This is a genomic window from Nonomuraea recticatena, assembly GCF_039533245.1.
Taxonomy (GTDB): Bacteria; Actinomycetota; Actinomycetes; order Streptosporangiales; family Streptosporangiaceae; genus Nonomuraea; species Nonomuraea roseola.
In genome coordinates this window covers 290,598-311,999 of the sequence record NZ_BAAATE010000008.1, presented here as the reverse complement: position 1 = coordinate 311,999, position 21,402 = coordinate 290,598, and the positions used below count along the sequence as shown (strand labels likewise).

Genomic DNA, 21,402 nt, shown 5'->3' with positions numbered 1-21,402 from the left:
GACGTGCGACTCTCCGCTGAGGGGGAGCCCATGGAACGTGAGGTCAACCGGCCGCTTCAGGCCCTCATCGCCGAGGCGGGCTTCTCCCACAAGGGGCTGGCCCGCAGGCTGAATGATCTGGGTGCCGCCCGCGGCACTCCGGGCCTGAAGTACGACCACAGTTCCGTGCTGCGCTGGATCGGTGGTCAGCGGCCCAGGGACCCGGTTCCCTGCCTACTCACGGAGATCTTCGCGCTCCGTCTCGGCCGCAGGGTTTCGCCGGAGGATCTCGGCATGCCGGCCATCACTACTCCCCTCCACCTCGGGCAGGAGTTCACTCACACGTGGCGGGAGGGAGTCGCGACAGTGACTGCACTGTGGCGGGCGGACGTGGAACGACGCAGGTTTCTGCTCGACTCCACCTTCGCGATAGGGGCAGGGTCGGTAGGGGCCATCCGCTGGCTGACGTTCCCCCAGGAGAGTGAGCCGACAGGGAAGGGCGGGCGCAGGGTCGGCTTGTCCGACATCGCCGCCATCCACGAGGTCACCCGCTCCTTCGGGGAGCTCGACAACAGGTTCGGCGGCGGCCGCGTGCGCTCCGCCGTCGTCAAGTACCTCGACACCGCGGTCACACCGCTGCTCAGAGACGGCTCGTACAGCGATGCCACCGGCAGGCGCCTGGCCTCAGCCGCCGCCGAGCTCACCAGGCTGGCCGGCTGGATGGCCTACGACCTCGAGCAGCACGGTCTGGCCCAGCGCTACCTCATCCAGGCGCTGCGCCTGGCCCGCGGCGGCGGCGACGACGGCCTGGGCGGCGAGATCCTGGCTGGGATGAGCCACCAGGCCCTCTACATGGGCCAGCCGGCCCACGCCCTCGATCTGGCGCGCGCGGCCCAGCAGTCGGCCCGCAGGTCGGGCATCGACACCCTCATGGCCTCCTGCCACGTCCTGGAGGCCCACGCCCACGCGGGGCTCGGCGACACGACCTCCTGCGCGAGCTCGCTCAACGCCGCCGAACGCGCCTTCGAGCGCAGGAGCGAGGGCAACGAGCCGAGCTGGCTGTCCTACTTCGACGAGGCGTACTTGTCGGCGAAGTTCGCCCACTGCTTCAGAGACCTGGGCGAGGGCGAGCGAACCGTCCGGCAGGCCCGCAGATCGCTGGAGATGGACGGGCGCTACGTGCGCGGGCGGATGTTCAACCTCTCGCTGCTGGCGGCCGGGCTGCTGCAGTGTGGGGAGCTGGAGGAGGCCTGCAGTACGGCCACGGAGGCGCTGGCGTTGGCGGGCGAGCTGCAGTCGGTCCGCACCCGCTCGTACGCCTCGGACCTACGCCGCAGGCTGGAGCCCTACCGCTCGGAGCCCTCGGTGATGGAGCTGAACGAACGCGCCAAGGACCTGATGCCGGTCTGAACGCGATCGAAGGCGTGGCAGAGATCGGTCTGTGAAGCCGTTGGTCCCCGAAGCGCATGCGGGTCCCACGACGCATGCGACCGGGTGGCTGTAGGCGCTTCTCCCCCAGGCCGCACCCGGATCGAGATGACAGCGGCCCGGCTCGTGACGAGCCGGGCCGGAGTCGCGCGTTTCTACTGCAGAATCTCGCCCTTGGGGCCGACGACGGCCTTGGTCTCCGCGTACTGCGCCTTGTTGTAGACGTCGGCGGTCTCACCGTCGAAGTACGCCGAGCTGATCATGTCCACGCGGTCGTTGCCGTCCTGGTCGTGGAAGAGGCTGGTCACGCCGTTGACGTAGCCGAGGCGCTTGCTGTTGTTGTACTTCAGCAGCCAGGGCCCGCCGTCCGAGCCGCCGGTCAGCGAGCACTTCAGGGCCTGGTGGGTCTCCACCCTGAACGAGTTGACCTGGTAGGTCTTCGTGCCCGTCTTGCCGTAGCAGTACTTGGGGGTGACCCCGGTGTACGGCTTGTCGCCGTCGGGGTGCGGGTCGGCGGGGTAGCCGAAGACGAAGACGGGCTGCCCGGTCGGCTGGTTCCACGCGATGCCCTGCCCACCCACGGCGTCACCGAGCTTCCCCGCGTCTTTGGCCATGCCGATGATGTAGTGGTCGCGGAAGTACCGGACGGTCTTGCCCGACTTCACCCACTGCTTGATGTAGTAGTGGCTCTCGTACCAGGCGATCTCGGCGCCGTTGCTGACCTCGGCGTGGAGCTTGCCGGGGAACTTGCCGTCGGCCTTGAGCTTGGTCAGCTCCTGGTACTTCTCCTTGCTGATGGGCGTCGGGCCGACCTTCTCGTACTGCTCGCCGTTGACGTTGGCCGTGGTGCTGGGGGCGGCGTCGCCGTACTCCTTCTCGGTCACCTCGACCTTGGTGAGGGTCTTCTCGCCCTTGTAGTCGTGGCCGACCTTCTCGGGGGTGACGTCGAAGTCCTTCGACCAGTACGGCCCCGCGGCGCCGTACTTCTCGAAGCCGGTCTTGTACTCGTCTTCCTTGATCTCCTCGTGCTCGACCCACTTGTCGCCGGCCCAGTCGGTGAACTCTCCCTTGGGGACCTCGCGGCTGCCGGTGAGGGAGAACCCGTTGTGGACCGCGACGAAGGCGAAGTCCCCGTCGTAGTCGTCGTAGGTGTCGAGATCGTAGGCGGTGAAGGCGTACGCGCCGGAGAAGACGCCGAAGGGCGCCTTGCCCTGGTAGTAGCCGGGGACGAAGACCCACTTGGCGAAGACGTCACGCCCGTGCTCGTAGACGCAGTGCCCGGCGGTGGCCACGAGGTTGCGGTGCCTCGACTGGATCGAGGTGGCCGAGCACCAGCGGTACTCGCCCTTGCGGTCGACGAAGAAGACCTTGCCGAGGGTTCTGGGCAGGTTGACGTTCTTCACCTTGCCGCCGGTCTTGGCAGCTCCGATGGGGGCGACGATGCCGGGCTTGCCGTCATCGGGCTGGTCGGCGCTGACCTTGACCAGCTTGGTTACGTCCTTGGAGTCCCAGTGGTACTGCGTGGCCTTCCTGAGCGCGGCGCCGTTGGCGTTCAGCCAGAACTTGGCGGTGCTGTAGGCGTCAGCGGGCTTGGGGGCCAGCGGGTCGGTGACCCAGCTGGGAGCGGCGGCGGCGGGTGCGGCCAGCGCGGCGGCGGTCAGACCGGCTGCGGCAAGGGGGATGAGCAGGCGCTTCAACGGGGGGCTCCACAAATCAGCAAAAGGGGTGTTAAGACCCTACCGACCCTCGTGTCTCTCCCGTAAGGGATCTTTCCTGAGGGTTTGCTCCAGGCATCGCGCTGTGTCCCCGGAAAAGGCCGAAGGGCCCGGCAGATGCCGAGCCCTTCGGATGAAGCAGATGAGTTGGGGTTTGGACCCCCAGCTCAACGTTGACGTGTTACGGCTTGGGGAACGGGAACATCGGGCCCGAAGCCGTGTTCGCAGCCGCCTTGTAAACGGTGTTGGTCTCACCGTCGAAGTACGGGCTGGAGATGTAGTCAACGCGGTCGTTGCTGTCCTGGTCGTTGAAGGTGCTGGTGACACCGTTCACGTAGCCGAGACGCTTGGCGTTGCTGTACTTCAGCAGCCACGGGCCACCGTCAGCACCGGGGGTCATGGCGCACTTCAGCGCCACGTGCTCCTCGATCTTCTTGGCGGCCGAGCCGACCAGCTTGGCGCTGGTCTTGCCGTAGCAGTTCTTCACCGTGACACCGGTGTACGGCTTGGAGCCGTCGGGGTGCTCGGCGTAGGGGTAGCCGAAGGTACGGACGTACTTGCCGGTGGGCTGGTTGTACGCGAAGCCCTGGCCACCGACGACGTCGCCGAGGCGGCCGTTGTCGACGAACTTGACGTCCACGACGTAGTAGGTCTCCACCCAGTAGCGGGTCTGAGCGGTGCTCTTGACCCACTTCTTGATGTAGAACTGCTGCTTGAACCAGGCAGTGACGTTGCCGTTGGCGTCCTTCGAGACCGTCAGATCGCCCAGGTACTTGCCGTCAGCCTTGTCGGCCGACAGCTTGTCGTACTCTTCCTTGCTGATCGCGACCGGCTGCGCATCGCTCATGCCAAGGAACTTGGCGTTGTTGTCCAGGCCGTCGGGGGCAGCGGTGTACTGACCCTTGGTGACCTCGACGCCGGTCAGCTTGACGCCGTTGTGGCCGTCCGCGTCCATGTACTTCTGGGCGTCGGCACCGGAGTTGACGTCGGCCGGCTTGGCGACGGTCTCGACCTTGGGGTCGACAGCCTTCGACTTGAACGGGCCGTTCTCGCCGTACTTGTCGCGACCCGCGGTGTACTCCGCAGCCGTGATGTCCTTCTCGTCAACCCACTTCGGACCGACGTGCTTGTCGAACTCGCTCTTGGTGACCTGAGCGGCCTTGCCGGCGCCGCCGCCAATGCCGTTGTAGACGGTCACGAACGCGTAGTCGCGGTCGAAGTCCTCGTAGATCGAGAAGTCGTAGTGCGTGAAGGCCTGCTTGCCGACGTAGATGCCGTAAGGAGCCTTGCCCTGGTAGTAAGCCGGGACGAAGACCCAACGAGAAACAACCTCGTTGTTGGCAGCCAGGTCGTAGACGCAGTGACCGGCGGTGGCGACCAGGTTCTTGTAGTTGCTCTGGATCGACGAACCGGTGCACCACTGCAGCTTGCCGTCGCGGGTCTCGAAGAAGACCTTGCCGATGGTCTTCGGCACGTTCACGTTGTGAACCTTGGCCGCGACCTTCTTCTCCTCGCCAATCGGGGCGACGACGCCCGGCTTGGTGTCGGCGACGTACCCGCCCTTCTGGACGAGCTTCTTAACTTCCTTGTAGTCCCAGTGGTAGGCCGTGGCCGACTTCAGGGCGGCGTTGTCGGACTTCGTCCAGAAGTCGATGATGTCCGCGACCTGCTGAGCGCTCTTGGCGAGGTACTCGTCAGTCGGAGCCGGGGTGGCCGAGGCGGTGCCAGCGAGGCCGGCAGCCAGCAGACCGGTGGCCAGAACGGCACCACCAGCGGGGAGGAGGATGCGCTTCAAGGTAACTCCTTGCGCTGTCGTGGGGCGCCTCTTGCGCCCCAGTCGTCAGTAAAGGGATAGCCAGGAACATACAGTGCCGATCTTGGAAACAGGAAGCCGCTTTGGAGGGAAAAGGCCGCCCAAGTCGGGCGTGATCGTTCTGTGATGTTTGAGTGGCTGAAGCGCAGGTACGGTGCCGGTGGGTTCCTTGGTGATGTTTCCGCAGATCACCATAAAGATGTTGTTAGTGTGGCGAATGAGGTTGGAGTGCTGGCGTCACGCGGCGTGAGTTGCTGATGTGACACAGATCACATTGTCCAGATGGCACCGTTTCGGGCTCCGGTGCGTCGAAGGGGCCAGCAAATTTCGATCAGACCGCTCGAAACGCAGAGGGGGCCCGACGATGTCGGGCCCCCTCTGGTGTTGCAACCGAGCGGAGAGTCACCTCTCAGCGCGGGTCGTGCAGCTCGGCCTTAGCCGACGATCTTGCCGGACCACACGTTCGCAGCGGCCTTGTAGACGGTGTTGGTCTCACCATCGAAGTAGGGGCTGGAGATGTAGTCGACGCGGTCGTTGCCGTCCTGGTCGTTGAAGGTGCTGGTGACACCGTTCACGTAGCCGAGACGCTTGGAGTTGCTGTACTTGAGCAGCCAGGGGCCACCGTCGGCGCCCTCGGTCATGGAGCACTTCAGCGCGATGTGCTCCTCGATCTTCTTGGCGGCAGAACCGACGGTCTTGGCCGTGGTCTTGCCGTAGCACCACTTGGGGGTGATGCCGGTGAAGTTCTTGTGACCGTCGGGGTGCGCTGCGGCCGGGTAACCGAACACGCGGACGTACTTGCCGGTGGGCTGGTTGTAGGCGAAGCCCTGACCGCCGACGGCGTCGCCGAGACGACCGGCGTCAGCCGCCTTCACGTCCTGCACGTAGTAGGTCTCGACCCAGTAGCGGAACTGCTCGCTGGTCTTGATCCACTTCTTGATGAAGAACTGCTGCTTGTACCAAGCCTTGGGCTGCTTGTTGTTGTCGAGGTCAACGGTCAGCTCGCCCAGGAACTTGCCGTCAGCCTTGGCCTTGTTCAGCTCCGCGTACTCCTCGGCGCTGATCGGCAGCTTCGTGCTGAGACGCTCGAACTGGTTGCCGTTGTCGAGACCCTTGCCGGCGTTGGTGTAGACCGACTTGACGACCTCGACACCCGTCAGCTGGACGCCGGCGGTCGGGCCCTTGCCGAGGATGTAGTCCTCGATGTGCTTGGCGGCGTCAGCCGGCTTGGCGACGGCCTCGACCTTAGGGTCGACGGCCTTCGACTGGAACGGGCCGTTGACGCCGTACTTCTCGACGCCGGCGGCCCACTCGTCGCGGGTGATGGTCTTCTCGTCGACCCACTTGGGGCCGACGTGCTTCTCGAACTCGCTCTTGGTGACCTGGCTGGCCTTCGAGGCGTCGATCTTGATGCCGTTGTAGACCGTCACGAACGCGTAGTCGCGGTCGAAGTCCTCGTAGACGTCGAAGTCGTAGTGCGTGAAGGCCTGCTTGCCGACGTAGATGCCGAACGGCGCCTTGCCCTGGTAGTAACCCGGGACGAAGACCCACTTCGACATCGTGTCAGCGTTGCCGGCCGTGTCGTACACGCAGTGACCGGCCGTCGAGACCAGGTTGCGGTAGCGCGACTGGATCGAGGTGGCCGAGCACCACTTGCGCTCGCCCTTGGAGTTGATGAAGAAGACCTTGCCGATGGTCTTCGGCATGTTGACGTTCTGCGACTTGGTCGCGGTCTTCTTCTCTTCGCCGATCGGGGCGACGACGCCCGGCTTGGTGTCGGCGCTGTAGCCGCCCGTGCTCTTGAGCTTGGCGACGTCCTTGCTGTCCCAGATGTTCGACTCGGTGGCGGCCCTGAGAGCGGCACCGTTCGACTCGGCCCAGTACTGGGCGATGGACTGGGCGACCGCGGCGTTCTTCGCCATCGGGTCGCTCGCGACGTCACTGGTCGCCTGGGCGGTACCGGCGAGACCGGCAGCCAGCAGACCGGTGGCCAGGACGGCGCCGCTGGCGGGAATGAGGATGCGCTTCAAGGGAACTGCTCCTTGCTCTGTCGTGAGACGCAACATGCGTCCCATGCGTCAGTAAAGGGATAGCAAGGACCATAACCCGGTGATCTTCGCAGGTGAAAGCCGTTGTGGGCCCTTCGTCGGGAGCCCCAACCTGCGTGACCTTTCCGTTATCTGTCAGACATGATCGCGCCCGGTATCCGGTAAGCCACGTTTCCGCAGGGCCCCAAGGGGTTGTGGCGAATGGGACAAAAGTGCAGTGAGTGAGGCAGCACTCTCTGTGATGTGCTGCGTGTGACGCAGATCACAGGAACTTGATGGCACCGAAATCGGTCTCACACCGTCTAATATCTCTCGATCTTGCCAGGAAACGTTCAGGAAAGCCCTGATTTCGCGTCCTGGAAGGTGCTCAGGAGAGCTTCGGCGACGGCTCGGGCGTGGTGTGCGGGCGCCGTCGAGCGCTCCCGTACGGCGGTGACGATGGCCCCGTCCATCAACAGCACGAAGGAGCCGGCCAGTTCGGCGCGGTCGTCCAGCAGGTCGGCGACGTAGTCCGTGACGCGTTCCTTGTGCTCGGCGGCGGCTCGGTGGGCGGCGCTGGCCGGGTCGGCGGTCTCGACCATGGTGTTGATGAAGGCGCAGCCGCGGAAGTCGGCGCGGGCGAAACGCTCGGCCAGGGCGTCGAAGACGTTGAGGGGCTGCCCGCCGAGCGCGTCCACCCTCTCGGTCAGCCATGCGCGCCACGCCTCGTCGCGTCGCCGCAGTACCGCGACGACCAGGTCGTCCTTGCTGGGGAAGTGGCGGTAGAAGGAGGCGCGGCCGACGCCGGAGACACTCAGGATGCGTTCGACGCCGACGGCGCGGATGCCTTCGGCGTAGAAGAGGTCGTCGGCGGTGGTCAGCAGGCGCTCGCGGGCGTTCGTGGGCATGGTGCCAGGTTATGCGGGTCTTGCCACAAATGGAACCGATCGGTACCGTCCTAACGGAACCGATCAGTACCGTTTGGAGATGACATGCCACGCCTGCCGCAACTCGCCGAGGATCCTGACGGCCTGCTGGAGGAGACCCGCCGCCAGCTCGGACGGGTGCCGAACCTGTATGCCACCCTCGCCAACAGCTCCGCCGCCCTGTCGGGCTACCTGGCCATGCGCGACCAGCTGTCCAAGGGGGTGTTGAGCGCCAGGCTCAGGGAGCAGATCGCGCTGCTGGTGGCGCAGGAGAACGGCTGCACGTACTGCGTGAGCGCCCACACCCTGCGCGGCAGCCGCATGGGGCTGACGGACGAGGAACTCCTCTCCACCCGCGCCGCCCATGACGCCGACCCTCACGCCGGCGCCGTCCTGGCGCTCACTCAGGCCGTCGTCCGTACGGCGGGCCGCATCGACTCCACGGAACTGACCGCCGCCAGAGCGGCAGGGGTGACGGACGCGGCGATCGCCGAGATCGTCGCGCACGTCGGGCTCAACACGCTGTCCAACTACTTCAACCACGTGGCCGAGCCCGAGCTCGACTTCCCGGAGGTGAGCGCGTGAACCGCGAGTGGAGGACAGGCTCCGTCGAGCTGGTGGACGGCTACAGCCTCGAGGGCGATCTCAGCGACGTGCTGTTCGCGATCGAGGGCGGCTTCATGAACATCAGGGTGCCGGGCGTCGACCACACCCAGATCGTCTCGGCCCCGGCGGTGCGCGCCATCACCTGCCGCTCGTCTCCGACCTGAAGTCGTGAGGACGAACCGGCCTCGAGTAGCCGAGGGTGCGGAACGACATCACTCGCTGTCGAACAACTCTTCAACGCTGTCAGCTGTGATCGACTTCGGGAACCACGCACTCAGCTGGTCGGCGTCGGAGCAGTCGAGGATGCGCCTCTCCGCCTCGGGTGAGACGTCGATGCCTCGGGTGCGGAAAGCGAGGATAATGTCCTCCGCCTTGCCCTCCGCCTTGCCCTGGGCGACCCATTGGCGGACGTAGTCGCTCTTGTACTCGTGGGTTCCGAGCGCCATGAGTCCCTCCACGAATTTCCGCGCGGCTACCTTGGGTAGCAGTGCCAGTACGACATCAGCATATGTCTTGCCCAGTCCGTCGGCCATGAGCGGCGCCGCCTTGTAGAAGACGTCCATGGCCTCCTGTCCCGCAGGTCCGGGGTCGCGCCCATGCGCGACCACGGACAGCGCGGCGAGCTCAGGCTCCGCGATGGCCTGCGCGACGTCCGTGATTCGCGGCAGGTGGTCAGGACCCATGACCAGAGGGGCGAGTGTCCATCCTGGGTGCCCCATGTCGATGGGGGTGGCGCATTCCCTGGCCGTCTTGCTGCTCAGACACATCACCAGCAGCGCGGTGTCGCACTGCAGGCGGGCGCGAAGGGTGGCCAGGTAGACCGGCCAGCTCCATCGCTTGTCCTCGTCGGGCCGCAGCTGCACCTCCACGATCACGCCGAGGACCGGTTTGCTCTCGGCCCTGTGCACGATCACGGCGTCGGCTCGATACTCGGCGGGCTTGCAGTCGGCGAGGCTCTCCGACTCCAGACGCACCTCGTCGTGGGTGGCCAGAGCCACGCCCTGCTCGCGGATCAGGGTCGCCGCGAGTGTGGGCCGCTTTCGGAAGAGATCGATCACGGTCTCGTGAACTATTGACGGCACGCGACGACTTTACCGAGAGTTGTCGTTTGATGACGCACAGTTCGTGATCTGAGTGAACATGGCTGTGGGCCGTCCCAAAGGACGGCCCACGGTCATTCAGGCAGGGGCGCTGCCGGGCATCTTCAGGAAGTCCGGTTTCGACTGCTCCCACCCCGGATCCTTCAGCGCGTTGAGCGCCTCCACGATCTGTCTCTCCTCGAAGGAGAAGTGCGACTCCACGATGGCGGACAGGCCGTCGAGCTCCCGGCGCACCCGCTCCGCCTCGGTCTCGTCGAGGTCGGCGTCGAGGTCGCCGACCAGGGCCTCGATCCTGCGCAGGATGCCCGCCACCAGGTGGTGATCCTCCTGCAGCTTTTCCAGCGTGGGCCGCAGGGCGGGGAACTCCTCGGCCAGGGTGGGGAAGGCGTTCTGGTCCTCGCCCGTGTGGTGCCGTTCGAGCGCCGCGCAGAAGGTCAGGCAGTGGGCCCGCAGTTCGCGTGGGCGCCCGCCCTCCCCGTCGAGGAAGGCGTCGACGTTGTCGCGAAGCCGGGACAGCTCCTCGCGGAGCCAGTGGTGTACTTCGAAGAGCTGGGTGCCGAACGCGGCGAGGCGTCCGGTCGGTTCAATGCGTGGTTGCACAGGTTTCCCGTGTTTTCGACGCCTCCGCGCCCACGACGGTCTCTTTGCCGGGTGCACTGCGACGCTGACGCGGGATCTCATCACCATCCGGGCGATACGTCAAGCGCCCCGGGCCCGAAAACGAAGCAGCCACAGTGGGGGGCGCGAAGCCTCCCACTGTGGCACTGGCCGAGCCCCGAAGCGCGTGAACGCCTACCGGGGGGAGGGCCTACTTGTAGAGCTCGCCGTCCTTGCCGACGATCTTGCCCGACCAGCGGTTCTTGGCGGCGTTGTACACGGCGGCCGTCTCGCTGTCGAAGTACGGGCTGGAGATGTAGTCGACGCGGTCGTTGCCGTCCTGGTCGTTGAAGGTGCTGGTGACACCGTTCACGTAGCCGAGACGCTTGGCGTTGCTGTACTGCAGCAGCCAGGGGCCGCCGTCGTAACCGGGGGTCACCGGGCACTTCAGCGCCACGTGCTCCTCGATCTTCTTCGCGGCCGAGCCGACCGTCTTGGCCGAGGTCCTGCCGTAGCAGTTCTTCGGGGTGACGCCGGTGTACGGCTTGCTGCCGTCCGGGTGCGGCGCGTACGGGTAGCCGAAGGTGCGCACGTACTTGCCGGTGGGCTGGTTGTAGGCGAAGCCCTGACCGCCGACGTTGTCGCCCAGGCGGCCCGCGTCCTCGGACAGCAGGATGTACTTGCCGCCCCACTTCGGGCCGACGAAGCGGTTGTAGTCGCGGCTGTCGACCTGCTTCACGCCGGTGAAGCGGATGCCGTTGTAGACGGTGACGAACGCGTAGTCGCGGTCGTAGTCCTCGTAGACGTCGAAGTCGTAGTGCGTGAAGGCCTGCTTGCCGACGTAGATGCCGAACGGCGCCTTGCCCTGGTAGTAGCCGGGGACGAAGACCCACTTGGACATGGTGTCGGCGTTGCCGTCGGTGTCGTACACGCAGTGGCCCGCGGTGGCGACCAGGTTCTTGTAGTTGGCCTGGATCGAGGTGGCCGTGCACCAGCGGGGCTGGCCGCTGGCGTCGAGGAAGAACACCTTGCCGACGGTCCTGGGGATGTTGATGTTCTGGCCGGTGCCGGAGCTCACGGCGTTGCCGGTGGGAGCGACCATGCCGGGGCTGCCGTCGGGGGTGTAACCACCCTTGCTGACGAGCTTCTTGACCTCGCTCGAGTCCCAGTGGTAGGCGCTGGCCTGGCGAAGGGCGGCGCCGTTCGACTTCCACCAGAAGGTCGCGATGGAGGCGGCCTCGCCGGAGTTCCTGGCCATGGGGTCGGAGGCGATGTCGCTGGCGGCCTGGGCGGAGCCGGCGGAGAGGCCAGCGGCCAGGAGACCGGTGGCAAGGATCGCGCCACCAGCCGGGAGGAAGATGCGCTTCAAGGTATAACTCCTGGATTCCTTTGCGCTGACCGTGACGCCTCTTGCGCCCCAAGAGTCAGCAAACGGACAGGCAGGAACCTACAGGCAGGGGTTTGGTCCTGTGAATTTCCCGACGATCAGGCCAAGGGACAAGTCGGGCGTACCGCTCGCACTGTGACCTGTCCGAGATCAGCGGACGGCGGATGGTCTGTGCTGATCAGCATGCCTATGACGCGGGAGTGATCAAATGGTTGCCAGTGTTTCATGTGACATAAGTCACATTTCACTGATTCCATGATCGCACCGTGGCCGGGAGGGTGCGGGGAGTCAGGTGGTGGCGTCGTTGGCGGCCTGGTCGTAGACCTCGAACGTCGTCGGCGTGAAGTACGGCGAGGACACCGCATCGTACTTCGCCGCCGCGTCGAGGTTCCACGTGAGGCTGTTGATCCCGTTGAGGAAGCCGAGCCCCGTCGAGGCCCGGTAGCCGAGCATCCACGGGCCGCCGCTCGCGCCCGCGCTGAAGTCGCATCCCGACAACAGCACGCCGTACTGCAGGTTGCGGGTGGGGTTGACGGTCCGCTTGGTCTTGCCCTCGCACGACTTGAGCGTGCGGCCGTTGAAGGGCTGCGAGCCGTCGGGCTGGACGCCGGCCGGGTAGCCGAAGGCGGCGACCTGGTTGCCCGTCTTCTTGCCTACGGTGAGGCCCTGGCCGCCGACGTTGTCCTCCAGGCGGCCGACGTCCTTCATGACCGCCTTGCCGTCCTCGGTCACCCAGCGGAAGCCGTGGTGGACCGAGACGAAGGCGTAGTCGTAGTCGTAGTCGCCGATGGCCGCCCAGTCCTCGTGCATGTGGAGGGTGGAGCCGACGTAGATGCCGTGCGGCGCGTCGCCGTCCTTGCCGGGGCTGGGGACGAAGATCCAGTTGGCGCTCTTGCCGAGACGGGGGTCCCACGCGCAGTGGCCGGCGGTGGCGACCAGGCTGCGGTTCTTGGCGGCCACGGCGCTGGCCGAGCACCAGTACTCCTTGCCGCCGAGCTGGAAGAAGACCTTGCCGATGGTCTTGGCGGCGCCGCCCTTGGCCGGGGCGGTCGGCTGGATGTCACGCGCGGCCGCCCGTCTGGACACGCCGTTGGTCAGCACCGAGCCGGCGGAGGAGGAGGGCGAGGAGGAAGGGGCCGAGGACTTGGTGCCGGGGGTGGCGGGGGAGTAGCTGTCGGCGTCCTTCAGCCGCTCGGGCTTCCAGTACTCCGCGACCTTGCGCATCTCGGCGTCGGACTTGGCCAGCGGCTCGGCGTAGACGTAGTCGGGAGGGGCGGCGACGGCGTGGGAGGTCCCGGTGAACATGGGCAGCATCAGCAGAACGCCGCTGCTGGCGGCGATCGCGAGTTGCCTCATGCGGGGGATCATGAATTGCCTTCCTTGCGCCGTAACGGGTGATTTTTCCAGATCGTCGGCGTAATTGCAGCCTGGATAGGGGATCGTTATCTGATCAAGAAACCCAATAGGTACTGTATATCCAGCGTGTCGATCGTTGTCGCAGCTCAGAACGCCAAGACAGTCTTTTGATCATGAAGAGACTCGCATGTCTGGCCGTGCTGTGCGGTACGGCTTTCGCTGCCACTCCGGCCCTTGCGGCCACCGCTTCTTCGCCCGAGTCCGTGTCCGCCTCCGGGGTCGAGGCCGCACCGCCGAATGACCCCAGACTGCGGCGGATGCTGCTCCTCGTCGCCGACAAGCGTTTCACGGTCCTCATCTGCGACCCCGGCCAGGTCCACCGCTCCACGCACCCGAAGGCGAGGCAGGCCTGCGACGCCCTCGCCGCGGTCGACGGCGTGCCCGGCAGGCTCAAGCAGGCCGGCACGATCATGTGCACCATGGAGAGCGACCCCGTGCCCGTCTCCGCGATCGGCACGTGGGACGGAAGGCTGTCCATGCACATGCGCACCTACGGGAACCGCTGCGAGCTGGGCGTCTCGACCGGCCCTGTCTTCGACTTCTGAGCGGGAAGGACCGCGCTCAGGCCACCTGCTCGGGTGTCTTCTCCCGCAGGGGATCGACCTGCCTGAGCAGGACCGCGGTCAGGACGGCGACGCCGAGCAGCAGGACGGCGCTGATCCCCGCCACCGTGTGCATCCCGGTGGTGAACGCCGCGCGACCGGGCTCGAGCCGTACGGGGTCGAGCCCGGTCGCGACAGCCGCGGCCAGGCTCTCCCGGACGGCCTCGCCCGCGTCGGCCGGCAGCGCCGCGCGGTAGACGGCGGTGCCGATGCTGCCCAGGACGGCGATGCCGAGCGCGAAGCCGAACTCACCGCTGGTCTCGTTCAGCGCGGCGGCCGAGCCCGCCCTGCTCGGCGGGGCCGAGCCGACGACCAGGTCGGTGCCGAGCACGACCATCGGCCCCGCGCCCAGGTTGATGAGGGCGAAGCCGGCCGCCACCGCCACCAGTCCCTCGGCCTGCGAGATGAGCAGCAGGCCCGCGATCGAGACCATCATGCCGCCGGCGATGGCGTAGGCGGGGCGGACCCTGCGCGCCACGATCGGTGAGAGCAGGAAGGCCACGCCCGAGGCGGCCACGGCTGGCAGCATCCACAGCCCCGCGACGAACGGCGACAGCCCGCCGACGAGCTGAAAGTACTGCGTGATGAACATCATGAGAGCGCCCATGAGCAGCGTGCCCGACATCATCGCGCCGAGCGAGGCGGTGAAGGCGCGGCTGGCGAACAGGCGCAGGTCGAGCAGCGGGTCGGGCAGCAGGCGCTGGCGGCGGACGAAGGCGAGGCCGAAGGCCAGCCCCAGGCCGATCGCGAGGAGGGGCGCCGCGCGCAGTCCGTCCTTGGCCAGCTCCTTGAGCCCGTAGATGACCGGCAGGATCGCGGCGAGCGAGAGCGCGACGCTGGCCAGGTCGAGCCGTCCCGCGGCGGTGTCGCGGTATTCGGGCAGCAGGGCGGGGCCGAGCGCGAGCAGCAGCGCCATGACGGGCACGCCGAGCAGGAAGACCGCTCCCCACCAGAAGTGCTCCAGCAGCAGGCCGCCGACCAGCGGGCCGACCACCGCGCCCGACATGAAGCAGACCAGCCAGACGCTGATCGCCGTCGCGCGCTGCCTGGGATCGGTGAACATGTTGCTGATCAGCGCCAGCGTGGAGGGCGCGATCGTCGCCCCCGCCACGCCCAGCAGGGCGCGGGCCGCGATGAGCATCGCGGGGCTGGTGGAGAAGGCGGCCAGGACGGAGGCGAGGCCGAAGGCCGTGGCGCCGATGAGCAGCAGGCGCCTGCGGCCGATCCTGTCACCGAGCGTGCCCATCGTGATGAGGAAGCCCGCGAGCATGAACCCGTAGATGTCCATGATCCACAGCTGCTCGGTGCTGCCGGCGCCGAGCTCCGCGCTCAGATGGGGCAGCGCCAGCAGCAGGACGAAGACGTCGATCGAGATGAGAAGGGTGGGCAGGGCCAGTACGGCGAGGCCGATCCATTTCGTGTTCACGCTCCTGGGTCGGAGCCGGCTGACACGCCTCGACATGTAGCGTCGAATCCGTGAAATACATGTTGATGATCTACACGAACGCCGCCGCGTCGCAGGCCATCTCCAAGGACTTCGACCGGGTCGTCGCGCAGGTGGACGAGCTCATCGCCGAGCTCACCGCGAACGGCGAGTGGGTCGGCGGCGAGGCTCTGGCCGACCCCTCGGCGTCGCGGACGATCAGGGTGATCAACGGCGTCCCCGCGGTGACGGACGGCCCGTTCCTGGAGTCGAAGGAGTACCTGGCGGGCTACTGCATCATCGACTGCGCGACGCCGGAGCGGGCGGCCGAGATCGCCGAGCGCTGGCCTGACGCCTGTTACGGCGGCGCGCTCGAGCTGCGCCCGGTCGTCGGGTAATGAGCGAGGAGCTGCTGAGGGAGCTCGCTCCCCGGGTGCTCGGTGCGCTCGTCAGGCGCTACGGGCAGTTCGACGCCTGCGAGGACGCGGTGCAGGAGGCGCTGCTCGCCGCCGCGACGCAGTGGCCGAAGGAGGGGGTGCCGGACAACCCGAAGGGCTGGCTGGTCACGGTCGCTTCGCGCCGGATGATCGACGAGATCCGCAGCGAGGAGGCGCGGCGCCGCAGGGAGGCGGAGCAGGCGCTGGAGGAGCCGCCCGCCGTCCCCGACCAGGACGACACGCTCACGCTGCTGTTCATGTGCTGCCACCCCTCGCTGACGCCCGCCTCCCAGATCGCGCTGACGCTGCGCGCGGTCGGCGGACTGACCACCGCGGAGATCGCGGGAGCGTTCCTGGTGCCCGAGCCGACGATGGCTCAGCGCATCAGCAGGGCCAAGGCGACGATCAAGAAGGCGGGCGCCACCTTCGAGCTGACGCCCAACAGGCTCGACGTGGTCCTGCACGTGCTCTACCTGATCTTCAACGAGGGCTACACCGCCACCTCGGGCCCCGACCTGCAGCGCGCCGATCTGACCAGCGAGGCGATCAGGCTGACCAGGACGGTGCGCAGGCTGCTGCCCGACGACGGGGAGGTCGCGGGGCTGCTGGCGCTCATGCTGCTGACCGACGCCCGCCGTACGGCGCGCGCGGGGCCTGGCGGCTCGCTGGTGCCGCTGGCCGAGCAGGACAGGAGCCTGTGGGACAAGGACCTCATCGCCGAAGGCGTGGAGCTGGTGACGGGGGCGCTGTCGGCGGGGCCGCTGGGGGCCTACCAGCTCCAGGCGGCGATCGCGGCGGTGCACTCGGAGGAGGGCGAGACCGACTGGCCGCAGATCCTGGCCCTCTACGAGCTGCTGGCGCGCATCGCGCCAGGACCCATGGTGACGCTGAACCAGGCGGTGGCCGTGGCGATGGTGCGCGGGCCGCTGGAGGGCCTGGCGCTGCTCGGCACGCTCGAGGCCGAGCTGGCCGACCACCATCGGCTGCATGCCGTACGGGCTCATCTGCTGGAGATGGCGGGCAGGCACGAGGAGGCCGGCGCGGCCTACCTCAGGGCGGCCGAGCTGACCAGCAGCCTGCCCGAGCGGCGCTACCTGGAGGAAAGGGGAAGACCCCGGTCCTAGTGGACCGGGGTCTCGGGTCGGGCCGTCGGATCAGGAGGGCTGGTTGCCGCTCCAGCGGTTGGCGGCCACCTTGTAGACCTTGTAGGTGTCGCCGTTGAAGTACGGCGAGGAGATGCGGTCGTAGCGGTCGTTGCCGTCGGTGTCCCACGCGACGCTGTTGACGCCGATCAGGTAGCCGGTGCGGCTGGAGTTCTTGTAGTTGTAGAGGAACGGTCCACCGCTGGCGCCCGCGGTGAAGGCGCACCTGAATCCGATGTGCTCCTCGATGCGGAACTTCGGCGCGGGCGGCATGGCTGCCGTCGTGCCGTAGCACCACTTCATGGTCTTGCCGGTGTACGGCTTGTCGCCGTCAGGGTGATCGCCGGCCGGGTAGCCGAAGGAGAAGACGGTGGCCTTGGTGCTGCGGTTCCAGGTGAAGCCCTGGCCGCCGACGTTGTCGCCGAGCCTGCCGACGTTCTTCTTCTTGGCGTGCCAGTTGCCCTTGTCGTCCTTCTCCCACACCGGCTTGGTGCCGTTGTAGACGTTGACGAAGGCGTAGTCGTAGTCGTAGTCCTCCTTGACCACGAAGTCGTCGTGGGCGTTGAAGGTCTTGGCGGCGTACATGCCGTAGGGGGCCTTGCCGTCCCACTTGTTGTTGCCGTCCCAGTACGACGGGATGAAGACCCAGTTGTCGTAGAAGACGTTGTGCTTGACGTCGTAGACGCAGTGGGCGGACGTGGCGACCACGTTGCGGTACTTGCCCTGGACCGAGGTGCCTGAGCAGTACTTCCAGCTCTTCCTGTCGTTCTGGTTGGCGCCGGGCAGCGTGAAGAAGATGCGGCCGACCGTGTTGGGCAGGTTGACCTGCTTGGTCTTGATGGCCTTGGCCTTCTCCGCGCCGATCGGCGGGACCGATCCGGGCGGGCCGTCAGGGGCCGAGGCGCTGCCCTTGGCTCCCTTGACGTCCATGGCCAGGTCGTCGTTGATGTCGGTGGCCGCGCGGATCTTGTCCGGCGTCCAGAACGCGATGGCGTTGGCTGCTGAGGTTTCCGCGTTCTTCGAGACGACGTCGCCAGGGGCCGCGGCCTGGGCCGCGGTGGCGCTGATCAGACCCGCGGCCATTCCGAAGGCCGCGACGCCGACCGTGAGGCGCCTTGCTCGGGAAAACATAGTGCTCCTTCCGGTTCTCGGCGGCCCAGAGCGGGGAACTGTGCCCCGGTGGGCCAGGAAAACGTTGAGGACGCTACTGAATAGCCCGAGTCGGAAACCAGGAAACGACGTGAAAAAGTCTGGCCCGGTTCCATTCCGTTATTGAAATAACCATTCTGCATGTATTCAAGAAAGGTATCCGCGCAGGTCGGAGCGGGAATCAAATAACCACCGCAACACTATTAACAGCGGCCTCTCCCTTTACATACCGAACATTGCTCTGGTTATATCGCGTCATGGATCCACGCACCCCCTGCCTCGTCGGAGCCGCTCAGCTCACCGTCCGTGACCAGCCGGGCCCCGAGCCGCTGTCCCTCTGGGAGACGGTGGCGAGGCAGGCGCTGGCAGAGGCGCGGCTGCCCGCCGCGCGGCTCGACTCCGTCCAGATCGTCTACACCGACTCCTGGCAGTACGACGACCCGATCGGACGGCTGGCGGAGAGACTGGGCGCCGCCCCTCGCCACAGGACCTACTCCAGAGTCGGCGGCACAGCCCCGCAGCAGCTCATCGGGGCGGCGGCGGGCAGGATCGCGGCGGGGCAGATGGAGGCGGCGCTGATCGTGGGCGCCGAGGCGCTGGCGACCAGGCGGGCCTTGCGGAGGGCGGGCGAGCGCGTCGCGTGGAGCCATCCCGCCGACCCCAAGCCGCCCTACGGCTGGGAGCGGGAGCCCGACCCCGCCGCGCTGGCGCACGAACTCTTCCTGCCCGTGCACACCTACGCGATCATGGAGACCGCCCTGCGGCTCGGGATCGCCGAGGAGCGGGCCTCCAGGGGGGAGCTGTTCGCCCCCTTCACCGAGGTCGCGGCGGTCAACCCCCATGCCTGGCACCGGACGGCGCACACCCCGTCGGAGCTGGTGACGCCGGGGCCGGGCAACCGCTTCGTCGGCTGGCCGTACACCAAGAAGACGGTGGCGGTCATGGAGGTGGACCAGGCGGCGGCGCTGGCGCTGGTCTCCAGCGGGCTCGCCGACCGGCTCGGCATCCCCCTCGACCGGCGGATCTACCTGCGCGGCTGGGCCTACGCCGAGGACACGTGGGAGGTGGCGGCCAGGCCCTCGCTCGGCTCCTCCGCGGCCCTCGGCGCGGCGGCCTCCACCGCGTTCGAGCGGGCGGGCCTCGGTCTCGACGACATGGCGGCCATGGACATCTACAGCTGTTTCGCCGTCGCCGTCAGGATGGCCTGCGACGCGCTGGGGCTGGACCCGCTGGACCGGCGCGGGCTCACCGTCACGGGCGGCCTGCCGTACGCGGGCGGGCCGGCCAGCGGGTACGTGCTGCACTCGACGGCGACGATGGCGGGGCTGCTGAGGGACGGCGGGCACGGGCTGGTCAGCGGGGTGGGCATGCACCTGACCAAGCACACCTACGCGGTGTGGTCGAGCGAGCCAGGCGGCACGCTCGGAGACGGCCGGCCCGTCCACACCGCCGAGCCCGTGCCGATCGTCTCCTCCTGCGCGGGGCGGGCCACGGTGGCCGGCTACACCGTCGCGCACGAGCGTGACGGCTCGCCCTCGAAGGGCCTGCTCGTGCTGGACCTGCCCGAAGGCGGGCGCACCCACGCGTGGGTGCTGAGGCCGGAGCTCATGGCCGACGCGATGGAGAGAGAGCTGATCGGGGAGCGGGTGACGCTCACCACCGACGGCAAGGTCAACGTCGCGGTCTGGTGACGCACGGTTGTGAACTTGTGACCTGCGAGAGCCCCGCGGGTCTTGCATGGGGAAGGGCCCGGCAACTGAATTGAGGTGTGCACGACGTCATAGAGGCAGGCACCCCCCACCGCAGGCGCTGGATCGGCATCGCGGTCCTCGTCGGCGTGCTCGCCGTCCCCGCCGCGGGCCTGCTGATCAGCAGGAACCCCGACGAACCGCCGGGGCCCGCGCGGCCGGACATGGCGTTGTCCGGCACCCCGCGCCCCTCGACCTACCAGTACGAGAGCACGCCCAACGTGCTGCGCGCCGAGCCCAGGAGGGAGGGCGAGGAGGAGGCCATCGACGTGGTCTTCCCCGACGGCACGGAGGCCGAGGTGCGCTATCCCGCGCGGCTGCAACTGGGCAGGAAGGGCTCCAGGCCCACGCAGGGGGTGTGGAGCGAGGGCCCGGCCCTGAGGTTTCGCAAGCTCTACGCGCCGCTGGGCGGCCAGCCGCTGAACGGCAGGCGGATCAGGGGCCTGACCTCCAACGTGTCGCTGTGGACCTTCCCGAGCGGGCAGTTGCTGATCTACGAGTTCGGCGACTGGCGCATCGCGCTGCTCGACAGGCCCGACCCGCTCACCTTCGAGCAGCGCATGGAATGGGCGCGTGCGCTCAAGGGCAGGGTGACGTCCGGCGGCTACCTGGTGCTGTCGGCGAGCAAGCCCGTGCACCTGTCCGGGCCAGGCGACCGGCTGGGCGGCGAACCGGCGGGGCCTGGACTGCTGTTCGGCGGCGGGCTCAGTCAGATGGTCTCGCTGGTGCTGACGAAGAACTGCCCACGCAACGGCGGCATTCCCCCCGAGGTCCGGCAGAACGGCAGGGGAGCCGACGGCACGTGCAAGGGCGACGTCTTCGTCTCCGCCTCGGGAGAGGCGCCCTTCGTGAAGTCGGCGTTGAAGGGGATCAAGGTCAAGCTCAAGCAGTAAGGTGCGGCCATGTTCGCCGTAACCGCTACACAGACCGATCCCGACAACCCGCTCGCAGGGCTGACGCTGGGTGAGCACCCGGAGCCCGAGGCGCCCGACGGCTGGACCACGGTGTCCGTGAAGGCGGCCGCGCTCAACCACCACGACCTCTGGACGCTCAAGGGCGTCGGCATCCGCCAGGACCGGCTGCCCATCGTGCTCGGCTGCGACGCGGCAGGCGTCGACGAGGAGGGCAACGAGGTCATCGTCCACTCCGTGATCGGCTCCGGCGCCGACGAGACGCTCGACCCGAAGCGGTCGCTGTTGTCGGAGGTGCACGACGGCACCTTCGCCGAGCGGGTCGCGGTGCCGCGCCGCAACCTGGTGCCCAAGCCCGCCGCTCTGACGTTCGAGGAGGCGGCGTGCCTGCCCACGGCGTGGCTGACCGCCTACCGGATGCTGTTCGACAAGGCGGGTCTCGAGCCCGGCTCGACCGTCCTGGTGCAGGGGGCGGGCGGCGGCGTCGCGACGGCGGTGATAGCGCTCGGCAGGGCGGCGGGGTTCAGGGTGTGGGCCACCTCGAGGTCGCAGGACAAGCGCGACAGGGCGCTCGAACTCGGCGCCGACCAGGTCTTCGAGCCGGGGGCCAGGCTGCCGGAGCGGGTCGACGCGGTGATGGAGACGGTCGGCCAGGCCACGTGGGATCACTCGCTGAAGTCGCTGCGCCCCGGAGGGCGGATCGTCGTGTCGGGCGCGACCAGCGGCGCGGTGCCCCCCGCCGACCTGAACAGGGTCTTCTTCCTGCAACTCTCGATCGTCGGCTCGACGATGGGCACCCGCGACCAGCTCGGGCGCCTGGCGGTCTTCCTCGAGCAGACCGGGGTCAGGCCGCTCATCGACAGGACGATGCCCATGACGCAGGCGCGCGACGGGTTCGCCGCCATGCACGAGGGCGAGCTGTTCGGCAAGGTGGTCTTCACCCGCTGAATAAGTGTTGGGTTACTTCGCACCCTCCCGGGTGATACAAAGAGAAGG

The 21,402-nt window shown here is 67.5% G+C and carries 19 protein-coding genes; 9 read left to right on the top strand and 10 right to left on the bottom strand.

Features of this window, described 5'->3' with window-relative positions; genetic code table 11:
• The first annotated feature begins 30 nt into the window (after positions 1–30).
• The gene (locus tag ABFX50_RS18840) at positions 31–1,389 is read left to right on the top strand and encodes an NsdA family TPR-like regulatory protein (protein ID WP_346148019.1); all 1,359 of its coding nucleotides are present in this window, start codon (positions 31–33) and stop codon (positions 1,387–1,389) included.
• Positions 1,390–1,562: 173 nt separating this feature from the next.
• Here the strand turns inward: ABFX50_RS18840 and ABFX50_RS18835 are convergent, their stop codons facing one another.
• The 4 genes from ABFX50_RS18835 to ABFX50_RS18820 all read right to left on the bottom strand — a co-directional run bounded on the left by ABFX50_RS18835 (position 1,563) and on the right by ABFX50_RS18820 (position 7,870).
• Positions 1,563–3,104, bottom strand: a complete 1,542-nt coding sequence (locus ABFX50_RS18835; protein ID WP_346148017.1) for a trypsin-like serine peptidase — start codon at positions 3,102–3,104, stop codon at positions 1,563–1,565.
• A gap of 199 nt (positions 3,105–3,303) precedes the next feature.
• Positions 3,304–4,917 carry a trypsin-like serine peptidase gene (locus ABFX50_RS18830; RefSeq protein ID WP_346148015.1) on the bottom strand — a complete coding sequence of 538 codons (1,614 nt, stop codon included), beginning with the start codon at positions 4,915–4,917 and terminating at the stop codon, positions 3,304–3,306.
• Positions 4,918–5,369: 452 nt separating this feature from the next.
• A complete protein-coding gene (locus tag ABFX50_RS18825) occupies positions 5,370–6,965 on the bottom strand; it encodes a trypsin-like serine peptidase (RefSeq protein WP_346148013.1) in 1,596 nt (531 codons plus the stop codon).
• A gap of 350 nt (positions 6,966–7,315) precedes the next feature.
• The gene (locus ABFX50_RS18820) at positions 7,316–7,870 is read right to left on the bottom strand and encodes a TetR/AcrR family transcriptional regulator (protein WP_183655902.1); all 555 of its coding nucleotides are present in this window, start codon (positions 7,868–7,870) and stop codon (positions 7,316–7,318) included.
• An 84-nt stretch (positions 7,871–7,954) separates the two neighbouring features.
• On the opposite strand from ABFX50_RS18820, the gene ABFX50_RS18815 reads away from it, so the two are divergent.
• Both ABFX50_RS18815 and ABFX50_RS18810 read left to right on the top strand, forming a co-directional pair.
• Positions 7,955–8,473 (top strand): carboxymuconolactone decarboxylase family protein, encoded by a 519-nt coding sequence (locus ABFX50_RS18815; protein WP_346148011.1) that lies wholly within the window; start codon positions 7,955–7,957, stop codon positions 8,471–8,473.
• Entirely contained in the window at positions 8,470–8,658 is a 189-nt protein-coding gene (locus tag ABFX50_RS18810) for a hypothetical protein (protein ID WP_346148009.1), read from the top strand. Before ABFX50_RS18815 ends, ABFX50_RS18810 begins: the two co-directional genes overlap by 4 nt.
• 48 nt (positions 8,659–8,706) lie before the next feature.
• Here ABFX50_RS18810 and ABFX50_RS18805 read toward each other — a convergent pair whose 3' ends face one another.
• The 4 genes from ABFX50_RS18805 to ABFX50_RS18790 all read right to left on the bottom strand — a co-directional run bounded on the left by ABFX50_RS18805 (position 8,707) and on the right by ABFX50_RS18790 (position 12,934).
• Entirely contained in the window at positions 8,707–9,576 is an 870-nt protein-coding gene (locus ABFX50_RS18805; RefSeq protein ID WP_346148008.1) for a hypothetical protein, read from the bottom strand.
• 96 nt (positions 9,577–9,672) lie between these two features.
• Positions 9,673–10,194: a hemerythrin domain-containing protein gene (locus tag ABFX50_RS18800; RefSeq protein WP_346148006.1), complete on the bottom strand. Its 522-nt coding sequence runs from the start codon at positions 10,192–10,194 to the stop codon at positions 9,673–9,675.
• Between the two features lie 208 nt (positions 10,195–10,402).
• The gene (locus ABFX50_RS18795) at positions 10,403–11,560 is read right to left on the bottom strand and encodes a trypsin-like serine peptidase (RefSeq protein ID WP_183655912.1); all 1,158 of its coding nucleotides are present in this window, start codon (positions 11,558–11,560) and stop codon (positions 10,403–10,405) included.
• Between the two features lie 306 nt (positions 11,561–11,866).
• Positions 11,867–12,934: a trypsin-like serine peptidase gene (locus ABFX50_RS18790; protein ID WP_346148004.1), complete on the bottom strand. Its 1,068-nt coding sequence runs from the start codon at positions 12,932–12,934 to the stop codon at positions 11,867–11,869.
• A 317-nt stretch (positions 12,935–13,251) separates the two neighbouring features.
• On the opposite strand from ABFX50_RS18790, the gene ABFX50_RS18785 reads away from it, so the two are divergent.
• Entirely contained in the window at positions 13,252–13,539 is a 288-nt protein-coding gene (locus tag ABFX50_RS18785; protein ID WP_346148002.1) for an SSI family serine proteinase inhibitor, read from the top strand.
• Between the two features lie 16 nt (positions 13,540–13,555).
• On the opposite strand, the gene ABFX50_RS18780 is transcribed toward ABFX50_RS18785, so the two are convergent.
• Positions 13,556–15,058, bottom strand: coding sequence for an MFS transporter (locus tag ABFX50_RS18780; protein ID WP_379505328.1), 1,503 nt, complete (start codon positions 15,056–15,058; stop codon positions 13,556–13,558).
• 23 nt (positions 15,059–15,081) lie between these two features.
• Between ABFX50_RS18780 and ABFX50_RS18775 the strand changes: the two genes are divergently transcribed.
• Complete coding sequence (locus tag ABFX50_RS18775; RefSeq protein WP_346148082.1) at positions 15,082–15,417, top strand: YciI family protein; 336 nt, start codon at positions 15,082–15,084, stop codon at positions 15,415–15,417.
• Positions 15,417–16,580, top strand: coding sequence for an RNA polymerase sigma factor (locus ABFX50_RS18770; protein WP_346147998.1), 1,164 nt, complete (start codon positions 15,417–15,419; stop codon positions 16,578–16,580). The genes ABFX50_RS18775 and ABFX50_RS18770 overlap by 1 nt, the downstream gene beginning before the upstream one ends.
• A gap of 30 nt (positions 16,581–16,610) precedes the next feature.
• Here the strand turns inward: ABFX50_RS18770 and ABFX50_RS18765 are convergent, their stop codons facing one another.
• Positions 16,611–17,729: a trypsin-like serine peptidase gene (locus ABFX50_RS18765; RefSeq protein ID WP_346129380.1), complete on the bottom strand. Its 1,119-nt coding sequence runs from the start codon at positions 17,727–17,729 to the stop codon at positions 16,611–16,613.
• A 275-nt stretch (positions 17,730–18,004) separates the two neighbouring features.
• On the opposite strand from ABFX50_RS18765, the gene ABFX50_RS18760 reads away from it, so the two are divergent.
• The 3 genes from ABFX50_RS18760 to ABFX50_RS18750 all read left to right on the top strand — a co-directional run bounded on the left by ABFX50_RS18760 (position 18,005) and on the right by ABFX50_RS18750 (position 21,354).
• Positions 18,005–19,438, top strand: coding sequence for an acetyl-CoA synthetase (locus ABFX50_RS18760; protein ID WP_346147996.1), 1,434 nt, complete (start codon positions 18,005–18,007; stop codon positions 19,436–19,438).
• 77 nt (positions 19,439–19,515) lie between these two features.
• Complete coding sequence (locus tag ABFX50_RS18755; RefSeq protein WP_346147994.1) at positions 19,516–20,388, top strand: hypothetical protein; 873 nt, start codon at positions 19,516–19,518, stop codon at positions 20,386–20,388.
• A gap of 9 nt (positions 20,389–20,397) precedes the next feature.
• On the top strand, positions 20,398–21,354 hold the full coding sequence (locus ABFX50_RS18750; RefSeq protein ID WP_346147992.1) for a zinc-binding dehydrogenase: 957 nt from the start codon (positions 20,398–20,400) through the stop codon (positions 21,352–21,354).
• The last annotated feature ends 48 nt before the right edge of the window (positions 21,355–21,402 follow it).